The 18703-nt window shown below is 67.4% G+C and carries 23 protein-coding genes; 15 read left to right on the top strand and 8 right to left on the bottom strand.

All coding sequences use genetic code 11. The features are described from left to right. Nucleotides 1–25 precede the first annotated feature (25 nt). Genes EOD42_RS16600 through EOD42_RS16590 form a run of 3 tightly spaced genes read left to right on the top strand, consistent with a single transcriptional unit; the run spans nucleotide 26 to nucleotide 4091 of the window. Entirely contained in the window at nucleotides 26–715 is a 690-nt protein-coding gene (locus tag EOD42_RS16600; protein ID WP_127788668.1) for a cytochrome c oxidase assembly protein, read from the top strand. After that, complete coding sequence (locus tag EOD42_RS16595; protein ID WP_127788667.1) at nucleotides 712–1611, top strand: cytochrome c oxidase subunit II; 900 nt, start codon at nucleotides 712–714, stop codon at nucleotides 1609–1611. The genes EOD42_RS16600 and EOD42_RS16595 overlap by 4 nt, the downstream gene beginning before the upstream one ends. Beyond that, a complete protein-coding gene (locus EOD42_RS16590) occupies nucleotides 1590–4091 on the top strand; it encodes a cbb3-type cytochrome c oxidase subunit I (RefSeq protein WP_127788666.1) in 2502 nt (833 codons plus the stop codon). The genes EOD42_RS16595 and EOD42_RS16590 overlap by 22 nt, the downstream gene beginning before the upstream one ends. Before the next feature lie 6 nt (nucleotides 4092–4097). Here the strand turns inward: EOD42_RS16590 and EOD42_RS16585 are convergent, their stop codons facing one another. Then, the gene (locus tag EOD42_RS16585; RefSeq protein WP_127788665.1) at nucleotides 4098–4667 is read right to left on the bottom strand and encodes a response regulator; all 570 of its coding nucleotides are present in this window, start codon (nucleotides 4665–4667) and stop codon (nucleotides 4098–4100) included. Between the two features lie 143 nt (nucleotides 4668–4810). On the opposite strand from EOD42_RS16585, the gene EOD42_RS16580 reads away from it, so the two are divergent. From EOD42_RS16580 to EOD42_RS16555, 6 genes are all read left to right on the top strand, one after another. Beyond that, nucleotides 4811–5248 carry a PPC domain-containing DNA-binding protein gene (locus tag EOD42_RS16580; protein ID WP_127788664.1) on the top strand — a complete coding sequence of 146 codons (438 nt, stop codon included), beginning with the start codon at nucleotides 4811–4813 and terminating at the stop codon, nucleotides 5246–5248. A gap of 47 nt (nucleotides 5249–5295) precedes the next feature. Continuing rightward, nucleotides 5296–5556, top strand: coding sequence for a hypothetical protein (locus EOD42_RS16575; protein ID WP_127788663.1), 261 nt, complete (start codon nucleotides 5296–5298; stop codon nucleotides 5554–5556). Between the two features lie 23 nt (nucleotides 5557–5579). Continuing rightward, the gene (locus tag EOD42_RS16570; protein WP_206020380.1) at nucleotides 5580–6014 is read left to right on the top strand and encodes a CBS domain-containing protein; all 435 of its coding nucleotides are present in this window, start codon (nucleotides 5580–5582) and stop codon (nucleotides 6012–6014) included. A 3-nt stretch (nucleotides 6015–6017) separates the two neighbouring features. Then, the gene (locus tag EOD42_RS16565) at nucleotides 6018–6518 is read left to right on the top strand and encodes a DUF6496 domain-containing protein (RefSeq protein WP_127788662.1); all 501 of its coding nucleotides are present in this window, start codon (nucleotides 6018–6020) and stop codon (nucleotides 6516–6518) included. Between the two features lie 163 nt (nucleotides 6519–6681). Beyond that, entirely contained in the window at nucleotides 6682–7413 is a 732-nt protein-coding gene (locus tag EOD42_RS16560) for a Crp/Fnr family transcriptional regulator (protein WP_164867978.1), read from the top strand. Further along, nucleotides 7406–8344, top strand: a complete 939-nt coding sequence (locus EOD42_RS16555; protein ID WP_127788660.1) for an HWE histidine kinase domain-containing protein — start codon at nucleotides 7406–7408, stop codon at nucleotides 8342–8344. The genes EOD42_RS16560 and EOD42_RS16555 overlap by 8 nt, the downstream gene beginning before the upstream one ends. Before the next feature lie 4 nt (nucleotides 8345–8348). Here EOD42_RS16555 and EOD42_RS16550 read toward each other — a convergent pair whose 3' ends face one another. Further along, complete coding sequence (locus tag EOD42_RS16550; RefSeq protein WP_127788659.1) at nucleotides 8349–9122, bottom strand: RNA polymerase sigma factor; 774 nt, start codon at nucleotides 9120–9122, stop codon at nucleotides 8349–8351. A 55-nt stretch (nucleotides 9123–9177) separates the two neighbouring features. Further along, nucleotides 9178–9369: a hypothetical protein gene (locus EOD42_RS16545; protein ID WP_127788658.1), complete on the bottom strand. Its 192-nt coding sequence runs from the start codon at nucleotides 9367–9369 to the stop codon at nucleotides 9178–9180. Between the two features lie 158 nt (nucleotides 9370–9527). Here EOD42_RS16545 and EOD42_RS16540 point away from each other — a divergent pair, with 158 nt between their 5' ends. After that, complete coding sequence (locus EOD42_RS16540) at nucleotides 9528–10022, top strand: sigma-70 family RNA polymerase sigma factor (protein ID WP_127788657.1); 495 nt, start codon at nucleotides 9528–9530, stop codon at nucleotides 10020–10022. A 1-nt stretch (nucleotide 10023) separates the two neighbouring features. Here EOD42_RS16540 and EOD42_RS16535 read toward each other — a convergent pair whose 3' ends face one another. After that, nucleotides 10024–10404 carry a response regulator gene (locus EOD42_RS16535; protein ID WP_127788656.1) on the bottom strand — a complete coding sequence of 127 codons (381 nt, stop codon included), beginning with the start codon at nucleotides 10402–10404 and terminating at the stop codon, nucleotides 10024–10026. Nucleotides 10405–10411: 7 nt separating this feature from the next. Then, a complete protein-coding gene (locus tag EOD42_RS16530) occupies nucleotides 10412–14278 on the bottom strand; it encodes a chemotaxis protein CheB (RefSeq protein ID WP_127788655.1) in 3867 nt (1288 codons plus the stop codon). Nucleotides 14279–14394: 116 nt separating this feature from the next. Between EOD42_RS16530 and EOD42_RS16525 the strand changes: the two genes are divergently transcribed. The 3 genes from EOD42_RS16525 to EOD42_RS16515 all read left to right on the top strand — a co-directional run bounded on the left by EOD42_RS16525 (nucleotide 14395) and on the right by EOD42_RS16515 (nucleotide 16285). Next, nucleotides 14395–15291 (top strand): SDR family oxidoreductase, encoded by an 897-nt coding sequence (locus EOD42_RS16525; protein WP_127788654.1) that lies wholly within the window; start codon nucleotides 14395–14397, stop codon nucleotides 15289–15291. A gap of 81 nt (nucleotides 15292–15372) precedes the next feature. Beyond that, nucleotides 15373–15708, top strand: coding sequence for a PepSY domain-containing protein (locus EOD42_RS16520; protein WP_127788653.1), 336 nt, complete (start codon nucleotides 15373–15375; stop codon nucleotides 15706–15708). A 31-nt stretch (nucleotides 15709–15739) separates the two neighbouring features. Continuing rightward, nucleotides 15740–16285 (top strand): hypothetical protein, encoded by a 546-nt coding sequence (locus tag EOD42_RS16515; RefSeq protein WP_127788652.1) that lies wholly within the window; start codon nucleotides 15740–15742, stop codon nucleotides 16283–16285. A 526-nt stretch (nucleotides 16286–16811) separates the two neighbouring features. Here the strand turns inward: EOD42_RS16515 and EOD42_RS16510 are convergent. From EOD42_RS16510 to EOD42_RS16500, 3 genes are read right to left on the bottom strand one after another with little or no spacing between them, the layout of a single operon-like run. Further along, nucleotides 16812–17015, bottom strand: coding sequence for a hypothetical protein (locus EOD42_RS16510; RefSeq protein ID WP_127788651.1), 204 nt, complete (start codon nucleotides 17013–17015; stop codon nucleotides 16812–16814). A 2-nt stretch (nucleotides 17016–17017) separates the two neighbouring features. After that, nucleotides 17018–17206, bottom strand: coding sequence for a hypothetical protein (locus EOD42_RS16505; protein ID WP_127788650.1), 189 nt, complete (start codon nucleotides 17204–17206; stop codon nucleotides 17018–17020). Between the two features lie 14 nt (nucleotides 17207–17220). After that, the gene (locus tag EOD42_RS16500) at nucleotides 17221–17403 is read right to left on the bottom strand and encodes a hypothetical protein (RefSeq protein ID WP_127788649.1); all 183 of its coding nucleotides are present in this window, start codon (nucleotides 17401–17403) and stop codon (nucleotides 17221–17223) included. 152 nt (nucleotides 17404–17555) lie between these two features. On the opposite strand from EOD42_RS16500, the gene EOD42_RS16495 reads away from it, so the two are divergent. Beyond that, on the top strand, nucleotides 17556–18380 hold the full coding sequence (locus EOD42_RS16495) for an alpha/beta fold hydrolase (protein WP_127788648.1): 825 nt from the start codon (nucleotides 17556–17558) through the stop codon (nucleotides 18378–18380). An 8-nt stretch (nucleotides 18381–18388) separates the two neighbouring features. Beyond that, nucleotides 18389–18691, top strand: coding sequence for a SemiSWEET family sugar transporter (locus EOD42_RS16490; RefSeq protein WP_206020379.1), 303 nt, complete (start codon nucleotides 18389–18391; stop codon nucleotides 18689–18691). Nucleotides 18692–18703: the final 12 nt, after the last annotated feature.

Raw genomic sequence — 18703 nt, 5'->3', positions numbered from 1 at the left:
GGTTGCCTTGCAGGAAGGGGGCGCCATGAGCATCCCGTATTGCGGCACGCCGCCCCTCCCTGGGGCGGTGGCCTGGAACCTCGATCCGGTGTTGCTGGCCGTCCTGGTGGCGGGTGGGGCGCTCCTGGCGTGGCGCGGGCGCGGCACGGCATTGTTGGGCTGGGTGCTGGCGGGGCTGATGCTGATCTCGCCGCTGTGCAACCTGTCGGTGGCGCTGTTCTCGGCGCGGGTGGCCCAGCATCTCGTGCTGATCTTCCTCGCGGCGCCGTTGCTGGCCCAGGGGGTGGCGCTCGGTCGCTTTGGCGTTGGCCTGCCGGCGCTGTGCTTCGGGGCGGCGCTCTGGGCCTGGCACCTGCCCGGGCCCTATCTCTCCAGCTTCGACAGCCATGCGGTGTACTGGGCGATGCAGCTGACCCTGCTGGGCACAGCCACCTGGTTGTGGGGTGCTATTTCCGTTGCGCAACCGGGCTCCGCCCTGCTGGCCGTGCTGGGCACGGCGGCTCAGGGCGGTGCACTCGGCGCGCTGCTGACCTTGGCGCAGCGCCCGCTGTTCATCACGGCCCACACGCCCGGTATCACCGCGCCCTGGGGGCTAACCCCGCTGGAGGACCAGCAAATCGGCGGACTGCTGATGTGGGTGCCGGGTGGGCTGCTGTTCGTAGCAGCCAGCATCGTGGCCCTCACCCTCGCCCTGCGGCCGAGGCCGGCGGTGTGAGGGGCGAGCAGTCGGCACTCTCCCCGCGCGGGCCGGAGGCGGAACTGCTGCATGGTCTGACCTGGCTGCTCAGCCTGGGCGGGGCGGTGATCTTCCTCCTCACGATGCTGCTGCTGGTGCTGGCGCTGACGGGCCGTGCCCGCTGGCTGGCCTCGCCGCGCGTCATGGTCATGCTGGGCGCCGTGCTGCCCACAATCGTGCTGATCGCGCTGTTCGCGCACAGCACGGGCATCGTCTCTGCCCTCGGCCGCGTGGTGGGGGCACCGCTGGTGATCGAGGTGGTGGCGCGGCAATTCTGGTGGGAGGTGCGCTATCCCGAACAGGGCATCGTCACCGCCAATGAGATTCGCCTGCCTGTAGGCCGCCAGGCGGAGCTGCGCGTCACCTCGCCCGACGTGATCCACGCGCTGTGGATCCCGGCGCTGCACGGCAAGATCGACATGATCCCGGGCCGCGAGAACCGGTTGCGCCTGACCGCCGGGGAAGCCGGGACCTGGCGCGGGCAATGCGCGGAGTTCTGCGGTTCCCAGCACACGCTGATGGCACTGTTCGCCGTGGCGCAGCCGCCCGCGGAATTCGAAGCCTGGGCCGCCCGCCAACGTGCCGCCCCCGTGCCCGAAAGCGCTGGCCGCGCCGTGTTCGCCCGTGCCGGCTGCGGCGCCTGCCACACCGTGCGCGGCACCGAATTCTCTGGCCGCATCGGCCCGGACCTGACGCTGATCGGCACCCGGCAGAGCCTGGGCGCCGGCACGCTCGAAAACCACCGGGACACGCTGCTGCAATGGGTGTCCAGCCCGCAACGGGTGAAGCCGGGCAATGCCATGCCCGACTTCCGTGGCGTGCTCTCCGACGATGAATTGCGGGAGGTCGCCGAATGGCTGGAGAATCTGCGGTGACACCCAACAGCCTGCCGCGCCCGGAAGGCGAGCTGGAAGCCCTGAAGGCCGCCTGGGTGCAGCCAACGGGCTGGCGCTTCCCGACCGTGGTGAACAATGCCGTCATCGGCGTGCTGTATGTGGCCACCGCGCTACTGTTCTTCGTGCTGGCAGGCATCCTCGCACTGCTGATGCGGCTGCAACTGGCGGTGCCGGGCAACGACCTCATTGGCCACGCCACCTACAACCAGTTCTTCACCATGCACGGCACGGTGATGATGTTCCTGTTCGCCGTGCCGGCCGTGGAGGCCATGGGCGTCTATCTGCTGCCCGCCATGTTGGGCGCGCGAGACCTGCCTTTTCCGCGCCTCGGCGCCTATGCCTACATCGCCTATCTCATCGGTGGCCTGGCCTTCTTCGCCAGCCTGTTCTGGGGGCTGGCGCCGGACCAAGGGTGGTTCCTGTACCCGCCGCTGGCCGGGCGCGAGCAATCCCCCGGTATTAACGCGGATTTCTGGCTGCTGGGCATCGGCTTCATCGAGATTTCGGCGATCGCTGGCGCCATCGAGATCATCGTGGGCGTGCTGCGCACCCGTGCCCCGGGGATGAGCCTGTGGCGCATGCCGGTCTTCGCCTGGGCCATGCTGGTCTTTGCGGGGATGATCATCATCGCCTTCCCGGCGGTGATCTGGGCCACCATCCTGCTGGAGCTGGAACGCGCGCTGGACTGGCCGTTCTTCATCGCCGCGCGCGGCGGCGACCCGGTGCTGTGGCAGCACCTGTTCTGGTTCTTCGGCCACCCGGAGGTCTACATCATCTTCCTGCCCGCCGCCGGCATGGTGTCGATGATGCTCCCGGCCATGGCCCACACCCGCCTTGTCGGCTACGAGCTGATTGTCGTCGCCATGGTCGGCACTGGCGTCCTCAGCTTCGGGCTGTGGGTGCACCATATGTACACCACGGGCCTGCCGCAACTGTCGCTGGCCGCGGTTACCGGGGCGTCCTTCGCCGTCAGCATCCCGGCCGGCGTGCAGGTCTTCGCCTGGATCGGCACGCTGGCCGCCGCGCGCCGCTTGCAATGGGAGGTGCCCACCCTGTTCATCCTGGGCTTCCTGTTCGTATTCGTCATGGGCGGGTTGACGGGCGTGATGCTGGCCGTGGCGCCATGGGATTTCCAGGCGCACGACACCCACTTCGTCGTGGCGCACCTGCATTACGTGCTGATCGGCGGCATGGTGTTTCCGCTGCTGGCGGCCCTGTATTACTGGACCCCAACAGCCACCGGCCGGAAGCTGTCGGACCGGCTGGGGCGCTGGGCCTTCTGGCTGATCTTCGGCGGCGTGAACCTGACCTTCTTCCCCATGCACCTGACGGGGCTGAGGGGCATGCCCCGCCGGGTCTACACCTTCCCCTCGGGCCAGGGGATCGAGTGGACCAACCTGCTGTCGACCATCGGTGCCTTCGTGGTGGCGGCGGGGGTGCTGCTGGTGCTGATCGACCTGGCGCGGAATTTCCGCTTCTCGCTGAATGCCGATTCTGGCAACCCCTGGGGCGCCGGCACGCTGGAATGGCTGCCGCAGGACAATTTCGCCACGCGTAGCATCCCCCTGGTCACGGATCGTGAGCCGCTCTGGACCAACCCCGGCCTGCCGCGCGAGGTCGAGGCCGGGCAGCACTTCCTGCCCGGCACCGTCACCGGCCTGCGGGAGACCCTGGCCACCAGCCCGATGGAAGCGACACCGCAGCAGATCGCGATCGTGCCGGGGCCGGGCTGGGCGCATGTGATCGCCGCCATCGGCACGGCAGGCTTCTTCCTGGCGCTGACGGTGCAGGCCTATGCGCTGTCGCTCGGCTTCGCGCTCGCAGGTCTGGCGGCGATGCTGCACTGGCTGTGGCACGGCACCGATCTGGGGCCGATCCATCCGCCGGTCGATGTCGGGGCCGGGTACCGGCTGCCGGTCTATGCTCCCGGGCCCGCATCGCTGGGCAACTGGGCGCTGGCGGTGCTGCTGGTCGCAGATACCGCGATCTTCGCCTGCCTGGCCTTTACGCACGCATTCCTGGGGCTGGCCGGCACCGAAGCCTGGCCGCCGGCGGGTACGGTGCTTCCGCCTGTACCGTGGGTGCCGCTGCTGTTGCTGGGTGGGGGGTCGATCCTGATGCTTGTATCTGCGAGCGCCACCTCCATCGCCCTGCTTCTTGCGGGTCTCCTTCTCGCTTTACTGGGCGTGGGTTGGGATGGCTGGGAGTGGTGGCGCTCCGGGCTGCGGCCAGAGGCGCATGCCTTCGCGGCTTCGGTCTGCGCCAGCTTTGTCTGGCACGGTTTCCATGCCCTGGTCGCCCTGGTCATGGGGGGCTACCTGGCGGCGCGAGGCGTGCGCGGCCGGGTCACGCCCGAGCGCCGCATCACCTTCGACATCGTGCGGTTGTTCTGCCTCTATACGGCGGCCCAGGCAGTGGCCGGCCTGGTACTGTGCCACGGGCTGCCGAGAGCCCTTTAGCTTCGCCTAGTTCGCGCCCTCGATGTCGTGCGCCTCATGCATGCCCGCCAACATCGTCGACAGCCTGGAGACAATGTCCCCCGGCTCGACGGGCTTCGTCATGACAGCGGCCAGAGCCAGCGTCCCCGGCAACTGGTGCCGCTCATAGCCCGTGACGAACAGCACCGGCACGCCACACGCAGCCAGTTCGGTCGCCAGCGCGTAGCACGGCCCATCCCCCAGCATGATGTCCATCACCGCGGCGGAGACACGTTGATTCCGCATCGCCCTGCGCGCGGAATCCTCGTTGTGATGCGGTCCCACCACCGCGGCCCCGGCGCGTCGCAGTGCCTCCTTGGTGGAGAGGGCCAGGAAATAGTCGTCCTCGATCACCAGGATGCTGGCGCCGCTCAGCATGCCGCCGGCAGAGGTCTCCTGTTCATCCGCTTCGGGAAAGAGGGGTGGCGTGCGCAGTACACGTGGCAGGAATGGATTGATCGCTTCCCGCCGGAGCACGCCCGATGGCTGAGGCGCCAATTGGGGCGCCAGAAGCGAACGGCTTCCGAACACAGCATCCCGGTTCAACTCCATATCCATCGCCCCCTGGTCCTGGGCGGACCAACGCCAGGGACCAGGGATGGTTGCAGCATGATCAGGAAAAGTCGGGTGCCTCAGCGCATGACGCCTGGAACCAGGCAGCCCCCCGGCGGTTGACGGTATGCCTGAAGAGGAGTGTCAGCATGCACAGCCGTTTGATCCACGAGGCGCAGGGCCAGCGCAGTTTCGCCGTTATCCTGGAAGAGGGCGACGAAGCCATGGCCGCGCTGCGGCAGTTTTCCCGGGCACACGGTATCAGCGCGGCCCAGGTGACCGCCATCGGCGCCTTCAGCTCGGCCAAGCTGGCCTTCTGGAATGTCGAGACCAAGAGCTATCTCGAACGGGCCTTCGATGAGCAGACGGAGGTGATATCGTTGCTCGGCGACATCGCCGTCGACCAGGATGAGCAGCCCGTCCCGCATCTGCATGCCGTGCTGGGCCGGCGTGATTTTTCGACGGTGGGCGGCCACTTCCTGGCCGGCATGGTGCGGCCGACGCTAGAGGTCATCGTGACGGAGTCACCGGCACATCTGCGCAAGGTAATGGACCCTGAAGTGGGCCTCGCGCTGATCAAGCTCTGATCGCTGGCCGCCTATTTGGCAAGGCTCGCCGCGCATAGCGCGCGGCCATGACGATCGATACGGATGAGATGAGGGCGCTCGACAGCAGGATGCCCATCGTCATGAGGCCGACCGGCGTGCAGCGCGCCGCGGTCTCGCTATCATCCCCGGCAATTTCCGGTGCCCTCTGGGTTGCAGTCACTTCCTTGGTCCTCGTTCCGCTCACGAGGCTGAACGCGGACGGCCTGGCAACGCTTCCAACGAACAGCGCCGGGATCATGGAATATAAAAGCCGCGAACCGCCGGACCTGTCTCCTGTTCTCCTCTGATCACCGTATCACGGGAGGACAGGATGCAAGGCACCAAGACCCAGGTCCGCGAAGCGATGACGCGCGATGTCACCGTCGCCGGGCCCGAGCAGACGATCCAGGAAGCCGCGCGCATGATGCAGAAGATCGATTCCGGTGTGCTGCCCGTTGGCAGCGCCGACCGCCTGATCGGCATGATCACGGACCGGGATATCGCGCTGCGCGCCGTCGGCACCGGCAAGGGTCCCGACACCCGGGTGCGTGAGGTGATGACGGAGGAAGTACTCTACTGCTTCGAGGATCAGGAGATCGAGGAGGTGGCGCATAACATGGGCGACAACCAACTGCGTCGCCTGCCGGTACTGAACCGCGACAAGCGCCTGGTGGGCATCCTGTCGCTCGCCGATGTCGCCACTTCCATCGAATTCGAGGCAGCCGGCGACGCGCTGTCCGAGATCTCGCGCCCCAGCGGAACCTGAGCCATGCCGGAGAAGGAAACCCTGGCCAAGGCCCGCAGGGACAAGCGGGAGTGCAAATCTGCCAGCACCCAGGCAGGCGAATTCGTGCATGAGCAGATCGAGAAGGTCCGCGCCGGCAAGCATGGCGCGCGCTCCGCGAAACAGGCCATCGCCATCGGCCTGTCGGAGGCGCGGCGTGCCGGTGTGGACCTGCCGCCACCGAAGAAGGGCAAGGCCAAGGAGAGCACCCGCAAGGGCGCCCAGTATGCCCATGAGGTCGGCCAGGGCGAACGCAAGCCGGTCCGCCGACCCAAGGTCGCCCGCGCGGCGGCAGACAATCTGAAGAAGGAGCCGACGAGCACCGCCTCGCCCGCGGCGCTTTCACGCCAAAGCAAAAACGCCGCGTCGCGCCGCACCGCTGCCGACCGTTCCGCCGCCGCCCGCAAAGGGGCCGAGACCAAGGGTGCCGCAGCCCGCTCGGCGGCCGCGAAGAAGGCGGCGGAGACCCGCGCCCGCCGCCATTGAATGTCGGCGGGCGTTCGCAAACATGGCAAATGCCTTCAACGGGAAAGTGCCGGATGCGTTAGGCGAGGGTCGTCAATTGTTACTGGAGCGTCCTCATGCATCGGCCTGCCGATCGGCAATCCGGCGCCAACGTCACTTCTCCCCCGCCGGAGGGGCCAGGCACATGAACAGCTTCGGGGAGCCGCTTCGCCTCCTCGGCTGGATCACTGGCGCTGACGCCGAGCAGTTGGACCAGCTGGCACGCGAGCGCGTGGCTGATTTCGCGCCTCGGGAGGACATCGTCAGCGAGGGCGATCCGCCGCAGTTCATGCATGCGGTGCTGCGTGGCTGGCTGTGCCATTACAAGGCGTTGCCTAATGGCCGGCGCCAGATCACGGGTTTCAGCCTGCCGGGGGACATCTGCGACGAACGCGTGTTCCTGATCAGGCAGATGGACCACTCCATCGCCGCGGTGACGAATGCCACGGTGGGGCTGATCGATCGGCACCGGCTGCAGGACCTCATGGGCCGCCGCCCGAGACTGCAACAGGCGATGGCACGGCAATCCTATCTGCGCCTGTCCATGCAGCGCGAATGGCTGGTCAGCGTGGGGCAGCGCGGCGCCATCGAGCGCTTGGCGCATCTGCTGTGCGAGCTGCACCTGCGGTTGGAGGCGGTGGGCCAGGCCGAGCCGGACAGTTGCGAGATGCCCCTGACCCAATCGGAGATCGCCGAGGCTACCGGCCTTTCCACCGTGCATGTGAACCGCACGCTGCAGGAACTCCGCGCGGCCAACCTTATCGTGCTGCGTGACCGGACGCTGCAGATTCCCGACCTGCGGGCGCTGCGCGAGGCCGCCATGTTCGACCCTTCCTATCTGCGCTGCGGTGACAAGGACGTGCCAGGCAATGGCTGACGAGAATGCCCCGCCGATCCCCCACCTCCTCTGGCGTGCCGAGCCCGCGGGGGCATGGTCGTGGGTAAGCCAGGGGTTCTGCACCTACACCGGCATGGAGGCGGATGCCTGCCTGGGGTTTGGCTGGATCGCGGCGCTTCATCCGCAGGATCGCCCGGCGCAGCGCGAGTTGTGGCGGCGCTCAGGCCACGTCGAACCCTTTCACGCCACCTGCCGGCTGCTGGATAACGGCACCCGGCGCTACCGGCAGTTTCAATCGCATTCCTCACCCTTGCTGGATGCAACGGGCGAAGTGGTCGAATGGCTCGGCTCCGCCGTGGAAATCGAGGCGGTGCGTCAACGCCAGTCCGATGAGCTCGTCGCTCTCAAGCATCGCATGCGCAACATGCTGAGCGTGATCCGCTCCATAGCGCAGCGCACCGCGCGCACGAGCACATCCCAGGAGTATCTCGCCATGCACCTGGAGGGGCGGCTGGATGCCTTGTCCAGGATCCACGCCGCGCTGATGGTGAGCAACGGGCAGAGTGTCGATTTGGGCCAGCTAATCGCCGACGAATTGCTGGCGCATTCCGCCCAGGAGGGACCGCGCTTGCGTCTCGATGGCCCACCGGTGCGCCTGCCCTACCGCACGGCCGAGATCCTCGGCCTGGCGATGCACGAGCTGGCAAGCAACGCGGTCAAGTTCGGCGCACTACTCGACCCAAGAGGGGATCTGGCGGTTGATTGGCGATGGGATGGCGCCGATGCGCTGGTGCTGAGCTGGAAGGAAAGCGGCGCGAGTACTCGTTCACGGGGGAAACGAGGCTTCGGCCTGGAGTTGCTCGAAAGCCGGCTGCCCTACGAATTGCAGGCGAAGGTGGCTTTCACGATCGAGCAGGACGGCGCCCGCTGCACCATCACCATTCCCGCCATCCATCTTGGGCCTGACTGAAGGATCAATGCAGCCGGGCGCTGGCCTCGGCCGCGCTCATCATGTCCATCACGCATTCCCGCAGGGCCAGGGCGCCGAACGGTTTAGCGAGCAGACGCGCCTTCGGCACATGCCGCCGGAAAGCCTCGAAGCGCCCGGCATCGGTTATGCAGAGGACAGGCTGGCCCGCCGTACCCGCGCTGCAAGCCGTCTCAGGGCCGCGGCTGTCACCATTGATATCGATGGCCTCGGTAATCAGCAGAACCGGGCGGCAGGCGTCCTCGTCGGTGATGTCCAGCGGGCTCGGCACCCTGCGCGTTTCCACCGAGATGAGCTCCAGGCTGCGGCAGACGCGGCGCGCATTCAGCGTGTCATGGTCCACCACCACGGCCAGGAGGCTGCCGGGAAACAGGGTCGCCTTCATCTGCTCCAGCGCCGCCTGCGCCTGGCGGCTGGCCACCGTGCCGGGCATGCCCAGCACCCAGCCGGCTTCGGCGGCATCCAGCCCTTCCAGGTGGGTCAGGATAAAGGCTGCGCGACGGTTGAAGGGCGCTTCCATCAGCGCGCGGCGCAGCGGATCTTTCAAGCCCAGCGGCTGCTCGGCACCGCCGGCATGGGCGTGGGCCAGCCTGAGCGCCTCCAGCGTCGACAGGTTCTGAAAGCGGTGAGGCTCGCTCTTCAGCAGATCGACCAATACCCGGTCCGCGGGGGCGGCTCCGCCTAGCAGCGTCGCCAGGTAGCGACGCATGCGGTGGATGAGGGCGTTCATTGCATTCCCTGGCGTCATTTCCGCGATCATGAACCGCGTGACGCCGGATCGAAGATAACAAAAGGCAAACTTCTGCGGGCAGCGGTCAGCCCTTGGCTTTACCTCCGTCGGCCATCCGCTCCATCAGGGCTTTCAGCTCCTCGCTCATTGGCGCCGCGCCATCGTCCTGGTACATGCGGCGCATGCGCTGATCGAGCCAGCGCTCGCGCTCGCCATCGGCACGATCGGCGTGCAACTGAACGACCTTGCCACCGTTATTGTGTCGCACCGGTTTCATCGGCCCGAGCCCAATCTCTCCATGCCGAGGAAGATAACCGCAAAGCCGCGCCGGGTTCGAGAACAGTTTCGCGATAGCCCGGCATCCGCCTCGGATTTGAGTTCCAGAGCAACTACCCTGATCGCCTGACGTTCTTCCGGTAACGCCGGGAGGCTTCCATGACATTCGAAACGGACATGCTCGCCCTGGTTCCCCAACTGCGCGGCTATGCGCGACGCATGGTGGTGACGGGCGAAGGCGACGACCTGGTCCAGGATGTGCTGACGCGGGCGCTGGCGGCAAAGGACCGGTTCCAGGACGGCACCAACCTGCGTGCCTGGCTGTTCACCATCCTCCGCAACCGCTTCTACAATTTCTACGCCAATCGCGAGAAACGCACCCTGCCGCTCGACGACGCGACCGCCGAGACCCTGCGGATCGAGCCCGTGCAGGAATGGAGCCTGCGCAACGCCGACCTCAAGCGGGCGCTGGCGCAACTGCCGCCCACCCTGCGCGAGGCGCTGCTGCTGAGTGCCGGCGCCGAGATGAGCTATGCCGAGATCGGCGAGGTGATCGGCTGCCCGTCGGGCACGGTCAAGAGCCGGGTGTTCCGCGCGCGGCAGGAATTGGCGCGGCTGCTCGACGGCGGGCTGGCGCGGAAGAAGGCGTCCTAGCTCAGCGGGCCCCGATCTGGTCGGACAGGGTTCCGATCAGCCGCGCATGCTCGAAGGGCTTGGCGATATGCGGCACGGCGTCGAAATCCGCGCGAATGCTCTTCAGATCATAGCCGGTGGCGAAGACGAAGGGGATGCCGCGGGCACGCAGCGCCTCGGCGACCGGATAGGCACTGCCGTCGCTTTCCAGATTCACATCCAGCACCGCGGCGTCCAGCCCGCCCTCCTCGATGAACGCCAATGCTTCGTCGACGCTGGCCACCGGACCGAGTATCTCGGCGCCTTCGCTTTCCAGCGCGATCCGCAGATCCTGGGCGATGTAATACTCGTCCTCGACGATCAGCACGCGCCGGGCACGCAGCCTGTCATCCGGTCTGGTCATCAGTCCCTCATGCCTTGCTGAAGCGTTCACGGGGCAGTTCGATGGAGCAGCGGACCTGCTCCCGGCCGATCACATAGCTGGTGCGGGCGCCGAGCGAGTACGGCAAAGCGCGCTCGATGAGTTCCCGGCCATAACCGCCTGGGGTTTCCGATGCAGAGCGGCCCACGATCCCATCCTCCACCCAATCGAGGCACACGCGATCGCCGCCGCTGCCGTCGTTGTGGGTCTGCCATGTAACGCTCAGCCGGCCGGTTGGTGACGCGAAGGCGCCGTATTTCTGCGCATTCGTCGCCAGTTCGTGAATCGCCAGAGCAAAGGTCTGTACATCGCGGTTGCGCAGCACGATCTCGGGGCCGCGCAGCGTCACCCGCCCCGGGTCCATCGCCGTGCCCAGCACCGCCGCCAGTTCGCTGCGCACCAGGGTGCCGATCGTGATGGGTTCCTCGTCCGAACGTGAGAGCAGCCCCTGCACGCGGGCCAGCGCCGCCAGGCGCAGGTTGAACTTGGCGCGGAACCCGGCGACATCCGGCGTGGAGCCGATAGTCTGGTCGGAAATTGAGCGCACCACCGCGATCAGGTTGCGAGTGCGGTGCTGCAACTCCGACACCATCACGGATTGATTCTCCTGCAACTGCCGCAGGTCATCCACATCAGTGGATGTGCCGAGCCATTCCCGGACGCGCCCCTGAAGGTCATGCGAGGGGGTGGCGCGGGTGCGGAACCAGCGATAGTTTTGCTGCGCATTGCCGATGCGGTACTCGACCTCCAACAGGCCTTTCTCGCCGGCTTCCTTCCAGGCGGCCATCACCAGTTCGCGGTCATCGGGATGCACGGCGCGCATCCAGCCCAGGCCCCGGCTCTCTCGTTCCGTCTGGCCGCTATAGGCGTGCCACTGGGAGCTGGACCAGCTCCAGCGCCCGCCATCCTCCGCGATGAAGACCAGCTGGGCCACGCCCTCGATCAGCACGCGATAGCGGCGTTCGCTGTCGCCCAGCGCCTTTTCCGCCTCGTGCCGGGCGGTGATGTCGGCGGCGGAGCCGAACCATTCCAAAATCTCCCCGGTCTCCGGATCCAACAGCGGCACAGCTCGGGAATGCGTCCAGCCCACGCCACCGTCGCTTCGGTTCACCCGGTGTTCCAGGTCGAAGACGCTTTTGGTGGCGATGGCGCGGTCGATCGCACGCTGCACCTCCGGCTGCTCATCCGGTGGGATATAGTGCGTCAGCCAGTTGTCGCTCGGCGAGCGCGTATCGGCCAGGAAGCCGCCGCCGATCAACTCGCGCATCTGCTTCCAGTCCGGGTCCATGCGGTAGACGACCTGGAACGATGCATCGATCAACGCGTGCAGTTGTCGCTGCGATTCCGCCAGCTTCGTCTCGGCCTTATGGCGCGCCGTCACATCGACGAAGCTCAGCACCACGCCGTTGATGCGGTCCTCCAGCGTGCGATAGGGCCGGATGCGCACCACATACCAGCGCCCGTCGCGGCCGCGCACCTCGCGGTCCAGCGGCGACAGGTTGCGTAGCACCCGCTGAGCGTCGGCCTCGATGGCGCCGTATTCCAGCCGGTGGGTGAAATCGGTGATGAGACGGCCGACATCCTTTTCGGTGATGTTCACCAGCTCGGCCACGGGCGGGGTGAACAGGCGGATGCGCAGCTCGGTGTCCAGGAACAGCGTGCCGATCTCTGTGGTGGCGGTGATATTCCGCAGGTCGCCATGCGCCACCGAGATGCCTTCCAGCTTGTGCTTCAGCTCGGCATTGACGGTGTGCAGTTCCTCATTGATCGACTGCAACTCCTCCTTCGAGGTTTCCAGCTCCTCGGCAGTGGAGCGATACTCCTCGTTGATGGATTGCAGTTCCTCATTGGCCGCGCGCAGATCCTGCACCGAGACCTCATGTTCATGCCGGCTGACGACCAGCGCCTCCTGCGCCGCCTTCAGCTCGCCTTGCAGGCGGCGAATCTCGTCGGGGCGGGTGTCGTCGGCGGCGATTTCCTCCTCCGGCCGCGCCGGGCCGCTGTCGAGGAAGAACACGATGGCGCGCGGCGCCGTGCGGTCGTCGGTGACCACCGGCTGCACGTTCAGCGCGATGCGCCGCAGCTCCGCATCGAAGCGCACCGGCACGGGGTGGGTCAGCGTCGGCAGGCGGCTGAAGGCACGGCCGAGCGCCAGCCCCAGATCCAGCCGCAGCTCCGGCCGCACGATCGCCGCCAGGTTGGAGGAGATCGGCCCCCCGCCATGCAGGATGAACCGCCCCGCCGAGGCCGACATGTTGAGGATGGCGTTGCCCTCATCGACCAGCACGCTCGGCGGCGAGAACTTTTCCAGTGCCGCCTCATGCGCCGCGCTGAACCGGGCGGCGCCGTCGGCGCGGCTGGCCTCTGCGGGGCGCGGGGGCGCCACCAGCCGGTCGACCTGCGACATCATCGGCAGCGGCTGCGAGGCCCGGGGCTTGGCCTGGTACAGCCGCGCCTCCCGGTCCACCGGCAGGAAGCGGTCCGTCATGCTCTCCGCTGTCTCCGCCGACCCCAGGAACAGGTAGCCGTCCGGCCGCAGTGCGTAATGGAAGATGGAGCACAGCTGCTGCTGCAACGACCGCTCCAGATAGATCAGCAGGTTGCGGCAGCTGACGAGGTTCAGACGGGTGAAGGGCGGGTCCTTCAGCACGCTGTGCGACGCGAAGAGGACGAGGTCGCGGATCTCCTTGCGCACGCGGTAATGCGTGCCTTCATCCACGAAGAAACGGCGCAGCCGTTCCTCGGACATGTCGATCTCAATGTCCCGCGGGTAGCGGCCGTCGCGCGCGGTGGCCAGTGCCTCCTCATCCAGGTCGCTGGCGAAGATCTGGATGGGCACGGCGGAACGGCGGCGCCCGGCTTCCTCCAGCAGCAGCATGGCGATGCTGTAGGCTTCCTCGCCCGTAGCGCAGCCCACCACCCAGGCGCGGATGCCCTCATCTTCATTCGCCTGGTCGAAAATGGCGCTGATGGCGCGGGTCTCCAGCAGCTGGAAAGCGCCGGCGTCGCGGAAGAACATGGTCACGGAGATCAACAGGTCGGAGAACAGTTCCTTCGCTTCCTCCGGCACGCGGCGCAGCATGTCGGCATAGGCGGCGAGGTCGTTGCAGCGAGTGACCTGCATGCGCCGCATCACCCGGCGCAGCACGGTGGCGCGCTTGTAGCTGGAGAAATCATGCCCCGTGCGGGTGCGCAGGAAGCCGATGATGCGGCGCAGGTCGTTGGCGGTATCGTCCGTCTCCAGCGAACGCACCGCCTCCTTGCTTTGCGCCACTTCCGCGATGCGCTCGGCGATGCCGTGGATCGAACCGATGAAGTCCACAGCCCCGGTGGCTATGGCGTTCTGCGGCATCATCGGGAAGGCGGCCTCGGCCGGCTCCTGCACCATCACGATGCCGCCGCCTTCCTTGATCGCCTTCACCCCGCTGGCGCCATCGGCGCCGGCGCCGGTCAGGATCACGGCGATGCCGTCGCCGCGCGCGGCGGCGACGGAACGGAAGAACATGTCGATAGGCGCGCGTCGGCCGCGCGGTTCCGCAAACTCCCGGGCGGTGATGCTGTCGCCCTCGATCAGCAACTCCCGGTCTGGCGGGATCACATAGACGCAATTGGGATGCAGGGTGGGCGCATCGGCCACTTGGGAGACCGGCATGCCGGTGCAGGCGCGCAGGATGTCGCTCAGCGCGCTGGGCTGATCCGGCGCCAGGTGCAGGATGACGACATAGGCCAGGCCCAGATCCGGCTGCAGGCCGCGAAACAGCGCTTGCAACGCCGCCACCCCGCCGGCCGAGGCACCGATGCCGCAGACCGGCGTGGGCGGCAACGGCTTGGAGATGTTGATCTGGGGGTCGCTCATCTGGCTTTCCCGCTGCCTGGGACTATTGCCGGTCATGCATGGCCGCATTGGCCGGGCCTGTCCAGGATGTGAACCCGCCCGGCCGGCCCAGGTTGTCCCGAGCAAAGGAGAACCCAATGCCGGAAGATCGCAAGCCGCTCACCGACCCGACAACCAGCTATGCCCGCCCGCCCTTTGCGCACCAGAAGCAGCCCTGGCCGGGGCTCGCCAGCCGCATGCAGCCGCCGCCCGACCATGGCGAGACTAGCTATCGCGGCTCGGGCCGGCTGACCGGCAGGCGGGCGCTGATCACCGGCGGCGATTCCGGCATGGGCCGTGCCGCCGCCATCGCCTATGCCCGCGAGGGTGCCGATGTCGCGATCAACTACTTCCCCAATGAGGAGGAGGACGCCCAGGAAGTGGTCGGTCTGATCCGCGAGGCGGGGCGCACGGCCGTCGCATTGCCGGGCGACCTGCGCGATGAAGCGTTCTGCCAGCGCCTGGCAGCGGACGCCGCCGCCGGCCTCGGCGGGCTGGACATCCTGGTCAGCAACGCCGCGCGGCAGCAGACGCGGGCCTCGATCTTGGATGTCTCCAGCGAGGACTTCGACGCGACGATGAAGACCAACATCTACGCGCCATTCTGGCTGATCAAGGCGGCGCTGCCGCTGCTGCAGCGGGGGTCGGTGATCATCGCCACCACCTCGGTCCAGGCCTATGACCCCTCGCCCGAACTGTACGACTATGCGCAGACCAAGGCCGCCACGATGAATTTCGTGAAGTCGCTGGCCAAGCAACTGGGGCCCAAGGGCATCCGGGTGAACGGCGTAGCACCCGGCCCGATCTGGACGCCGTTGCAGGTCAGCGGAGGGGCCACGCAGGAGAAGCTGGAACAGTTCGGCGCCCACACGCCGCTGGGCCGCCCGGGACAACCGGCAGAGCTGGGCTCCATCTACGTCCAGCTCGCGGCCAGCGATGCCAGCTTCTCCACCGGGCAGATCTACGGCGCGGCGGGCGGCAGCGGCCAGCCCTGAATGCGCGTGAACCGCAGCGCCTGAAGACGGTTGGCTTGGCCATGGCGTCACACGGCGCCGGAACAAGAAGGAGAAATCCCAATGCGCTCCATCATCGCCACGGCAGCCCTGGCGGCCGTGCTCATCGCACCCGCCGCCATGGCGCAGCCCGCGCCCGGCTCCAGCGGCAGCTCCATGCCCCAGCGCAGTGCCGAGCCGCCGCCGACCACCACGGCGCCGGCAGCGGGCGCCAACAGCTTCACCGAAGGCCAGGCGCGCAGCCGTATCGAGGCCGCGGGCTTTACCAATGTCACGGAGCTGATGCGCGACGATGCCGGCGTGTGGCGCGGCCGGGCGATGCGCGCCGGACAGACGCTAGATGTCGGCCTGGACTTCCAGGGCAATGTCGTGGTCGGCGGCGGCCCGGCCCGCCGCTGAAGCCAGCTCTCAAGCAAGAAGGAACAACAAGATGGCTACCATCACCCGGCTTTTCGACAACCACGCCGATGCCCTGGCCGCCGTGCGCGACCTGGAGGCCGCGGGCTTCACCAGCTCCGAGATCGGCATCACCGCCAGCAATACTGATGACCGCTATGCCAAGCAGGTGGTCCGCGAAGGGAACGAGGCGCCCTCCGGCGCCGCGATCGGCGCGGGGGTGGGCGGTGTCGCCGGCGGCGGCGCGGGCATCGCGGCGGCACTCGGCGCGCTGGCCATTCCGGGCTTCGGCCCGGTGGTCGCGGCGGGTGTGCTGGTCGCGGCGTTGACCGGCGCCGGCGCCGGCGCTGCTGCGGGAGGTATCGTCGGTGCGCTGACCGGCCTCGGCGTGGGCGACGGCGAGGCGCACGTCTACGCCGAAGGCGTCTCGCGCGGCGGCACGCTGGTCACGGTGCGCACCGCCGACAGCCGCGAGCTGGCGGCGCGCGATATCCTGGACCGCAACGCCCCCGTGGATATCACCCAGCGGGAGGCGGATTACCGTCGCGGCGGCTGGACGGGTCGGCCTGTCGGCCACTGAACCTTCATCGGGCCAGCGGGATCCGCTGGCCCGTTTTGTGGAGCCAGACCATGCCTGACGCCATCCGCCTTTCCGACCAGCCCGTGCCCGGCCCCGGCCCGCAGGAGGTGCCTCCCGGCGGCCCTCGGCCGGAAATCGTGCCGCCAGTGCGGGAGCCGCCTGGCCCTTCGGTACCGATGGAGATGCCCCCACCTCCCGCGCGCGAGCATCCCGACCCGCCGCCCCAGTCCGGCCGTTAGGCGCGTGCGGGAACCGCGGCCATCCGCCGTGTCGTGCCGCGGAATCGAGCGATGGGCTCAGACGACTTGAAGCCGGCCGAGCCCATCCACAGCCCTTAGGCCTTCGGCACTTCCTCGGTGGAAGCAGGTAGCTCCGGCTGCGGCGGCAGTGTCGTGCTGGTGGGCGGAGCCGGTGGCGGCTCCGGCCTGGCGTGCCGCCTGTTCGCAGAGGCCGCGCAAGCGTCGAACGCGCATCGCGTGAGATAGCCGATGCCGATCACGGCAAGAATCCTGATAAGCATGGCAGGTCAGCCCTTCGTTGCACGGTCATGGGTGTGATGACGGTCTCGCTCTCCACCGCCACCCGAGATCTGGCTGCGCTCACCGCTGGTCGGTTCGCCTGCTTCAGGCTTCCGGTTCTGGCGAGTCTTCTCGCCATGGCTGCCACCCTGGTGGCTGCTTCCCGGCCCACCGCCATGCGGGCCGGTGTTGTCCTTGTTGCGCTGGGTCATTTCTAGCGGTCCTGCTGATAGCCCTGGTGGCGAGTGTTGGGCGCGATCTCGTCGCTGCCCTGGGCGGGTGCGGGGTTGTTCGCCTTGCCCTTGTCGTTGCGCGGATCGGGACCGCCCATGCCGTGTTCCTCGCGCTGGTGTGGCGAGCGGTTGGCGGGCGGGACCGGGGGCGGATGGGCCTTGGATGACATCGTGCTGCTCCTGCTCAGTCCTGGTCGGGCTTCGGTGCCCCGGGTGCCTTACCGGCGCGCTCCTGGTCTTCCTGCTTGCCCTTCTCATCGTGCCGGACATAGTCGCGGCCCGGGCCCCGGGCGCCGGAGTAGCGCATGAACTCGTCCACCGGCCGGTGGTAGCTCTCCTGCTCCCGCCATTTCTTCTCGTCTGACATCGGTTGTCCTCCTGTCGTGGCGCGCCGGTCATGGCTGCCCTTCTGAAGAGAACCGCCGAAAGCAGCCCCGGTTCGAAAATCCGGTCAGCCGTGAACCCGCAGCGGCTGGCAGGGTTATCCCGCCACAGCCGCAAAGCCATTCGGAGAACCCTATGCCCACCATTGTCACCCGCGACGGAATCCGTCTCTTTGCCAAGAGCTGGGGGCATGGCCGACCGGTGGTCCTGACCCATGGCTGGCCGCTCTCGGCTGACAGTTGGGACGATCAGGCGGTGGTGCTGGCGGATGCGGGCTATAAGGTCATCGCGTATGACCGTCGCGGCTTCGGCCGCTCGGACCAGCCATGGTCGGGCTATGACTACGACACGCTGGCCGACGACCTGGCTGATGTACTGGAGGCGACTGAATCGCAGGACGCCACCATCGTCGGATTCTCCATGGGCGGTGGCGAGATCGCACGCTACATGTCGCGCCATAACGGGCGGCGCATGGCACAGGCGGGGCTGATTTCCTCGGTTGTGCCCTATCTGCTGAAGACCGACAGCAACCCCGACGGAGCCCCTCCGACGGTGTTCGAGGACATGCTGAAACAGATCACCGATGACCGCGCGCTGTTCTTTTCCAGCTTCTTCGAGCAGTTCTATGGCATGGGCGTGTTCAGCCAGCCGGTCAGCAGCGAGACGCTGCAATGGTCACGCAACGTGGCGATGATGGCGGGGCTGCGCCCCACGCTGGAATGCGTGAAGGCGTTCTCGAAGACCGATTTCCGCCCGGACATGGCGTCCTTTCGTGTACCGACGCTGATCGTGCACGGCACGGGCGACAAGACGGTGCCGATCGACCCCACAGCGCGGGCGGCCGCAAGGGCGCTCGGCCCTCTGGCAAAGCTGGTGGAGTACGAGGATGCGCCGCACGGCCTGAATGTGACCCACAAGAAGACGCTAGCTCACGAGCTGCTGACCTTCCTGGGCGGCTGACACCTGCCGTGCCGCTGGATCTTGCCACGGTGATCGGCACAGCGGCGACCTTGGCCTCCGTCACCAGCTTCGCGCCGCAGGCCTGGCGGATCATCCATACCCGCGACATCAGGGCGATTTCGGCACCGACCTACGCGCTGACGGTGGCGGGGTTCATGCTGTGGTTCATCTACGGTGCACTACTCGGGCAGTGGCCGCTGATGGTCACCAACGCCATCTGCTGCGCCATGTCCGCCTTCATCTTGGTGATGAAGCTGTTGCCCAGGCACTCCCGGCAAGCGGTGGCGAAGGCCGTGGACCCGGAACCATAGGGCAACTCTGCG

Origin of the sequence: Rhodovarius crocodyli, assembly GCF_004005855.1 — a bacterium.
GTDB lineage: Bacteria > Pseudomonadota > Alphaproteobacteria > Acetobacterales > Acetobacteraceae > Rhodovarius > Rhodovarius crocodyli.
The sequence above is the reverse complement of the archived record's forward strand: the minus strand, read 5'-3'. Positions and strand labels throughout refer to the sequence as shown.

Excerpts from the sequence above, each read along its gene's own strand:
- EOD42_RS16580 (WP_127788664.1), top strand. The coding sequence starts at position 4,811 with ATGCACAGCCGTTTGATCCACGAGGCGCAGGGCCAGCGCAGTTTCGCC.
- EOD42_RS16500 (WP_127788649.1), bottom strand. The coding sequence starts at position 17,403 with ATGTCAGACGAGAAGAAATGGCGGGAGCAGGAGAGCTACCACCGGCCG.
- EOD42_RS16560 (WP_164867978.1), top strand. The coding sequence starts at position 6,682 with ATGAACAGCTTCGGGGAGCCGCTTCGCCTCCTCGGCTGGATCACTGGC.
- EOD42_RS16535 (WP_127788656.1), bottom strand. The coding sequence starts at position 10,404 with ATGACCAGACCGGATGACAGGCTGCGTGCCCGGCGCGTGCTGATCGTC.
- EOD42_RS16600 (WP_127788668.1), top strand. The coding sequence starts at position 26 with ATGAGCATCCCGTATTGCGGCACGCCGCCCCTCCCTGGGGCGGTGGCC.
- EOD42_RS16570 (WP_206020380.1), top strand. The coding sequence starts at position 5,580 with ATGCAAGGCACCAAGACCCAGGTCCGCGAAGCGATGACGCGCGATGTC.
- EOD42_RS16550 (WP_127788659.1), bottom strand. The coding sequence starts at position 9,122 with ATGATCGCGGAAATGACGCCAGGGAATGCAATGAACGCCCTCATCCAC.
- EOD42_RS16590 (WP_127788666.1), top strand. The coding sequence starts at position 1,590 with ATGGCTGGAGAATCTGCGGTGACACCCAACAGCCTGCCGCGCCCGGAA.
- EOD42_RS16540 (WP_127788657.1), top strand. The coding sequence starts at position 9,528 with ATGACATTCGAAACGGACATGCTCGCCCTGGTTCCCCAACTGCGCGGC.
- EOD42_RS16520 (WP_127788653.1), top strand. The coding sequence starts at position 15,373 with ATGCGCTCCATCATCGCCACGGCAGCCCTGGCGGCCGTGCTCATCGCA.
- EOD42_RS16565 (WP_127788662.1), top strand. The coding sequence starts at position 6,018 with ATGCCGGAGAAGGAAACCCTGGCCAAGGCCCGCAGGGACAAGCGGGAG.
- EOD42_RS16510 (WP_127788651.1), bottom strand. The coding sequence starts at position 17,015 with ATGACCCAGCGCAACAAGGACAACACCGGCCCGCATGGCGGTGGGCCG.
- EOD42_RS16525 (WP_127788654.1), top strand. The coding sequence starts at position 14,395 with ATGCCGGAAGATCGCAAGCCGCTCACCGACCCGACAACCAGCTATGCC.
- EOD42_RS16585 (WP_127788665.1), bottom strand. The coding sequence starts at position 4,667 with ATGGATATGGAGTTGAACCGGGATGCTGTGTTCGGAAGCCGTTCGCTT.
- EOD42_RS16505 (WP_127788650.1), bottom strand. The coding sequence starts at position 17,206 with ATGTCATCCAAGGCCCATCCGCCCCCGGTCCCGCCCGCCAACCGCTCG.
- EOD42_RS16495 (WP_127788648.1), top strand. The coding sequence starts at position 17,556 with ATGCCCACCATTGTCACCCGCGACGGAATCCGTCTCTTTGCCAAGAGC.
- EOD42_RS16555 (WP_127788660.1), top strand. The coding sequence starts at position 7,406 with ATGGCTGACGAGAATGCCCCGCCGATCCCCCACCTCCTCTGGCGTGCC.
- EOD42_RS16545 (WP_127788658.1), bottom strand. The coding sequence starts at position 9,369 with ATGAAACCGGTGCGACACAATAACGGTGGCAAGGTCGTTCAGTTGCAC.
- EOD42_RS16530 (WP_127788655.1), bottom strand. The coding sequence starts at position 14,278 with ATGAGCGACCCCCAGATCAACATCTCCAAGCCGTTGCCGCCCACGCCG.
- EOD42_RS16575 (WP_127788663.1), top strand. The coding sequence starts at position 5,296 with ATGACGATCGATACGGATGAGATGAGGGCGCTCGACAGCAGGATGCCC.
- EOD42_RS16515 (WP_127788652.1), top strand. The coding sequence starts at position 15,740 with ATGGCTACCATCACCCGGCTTTTCGACAACCACGCCGATGCCCTGGCC.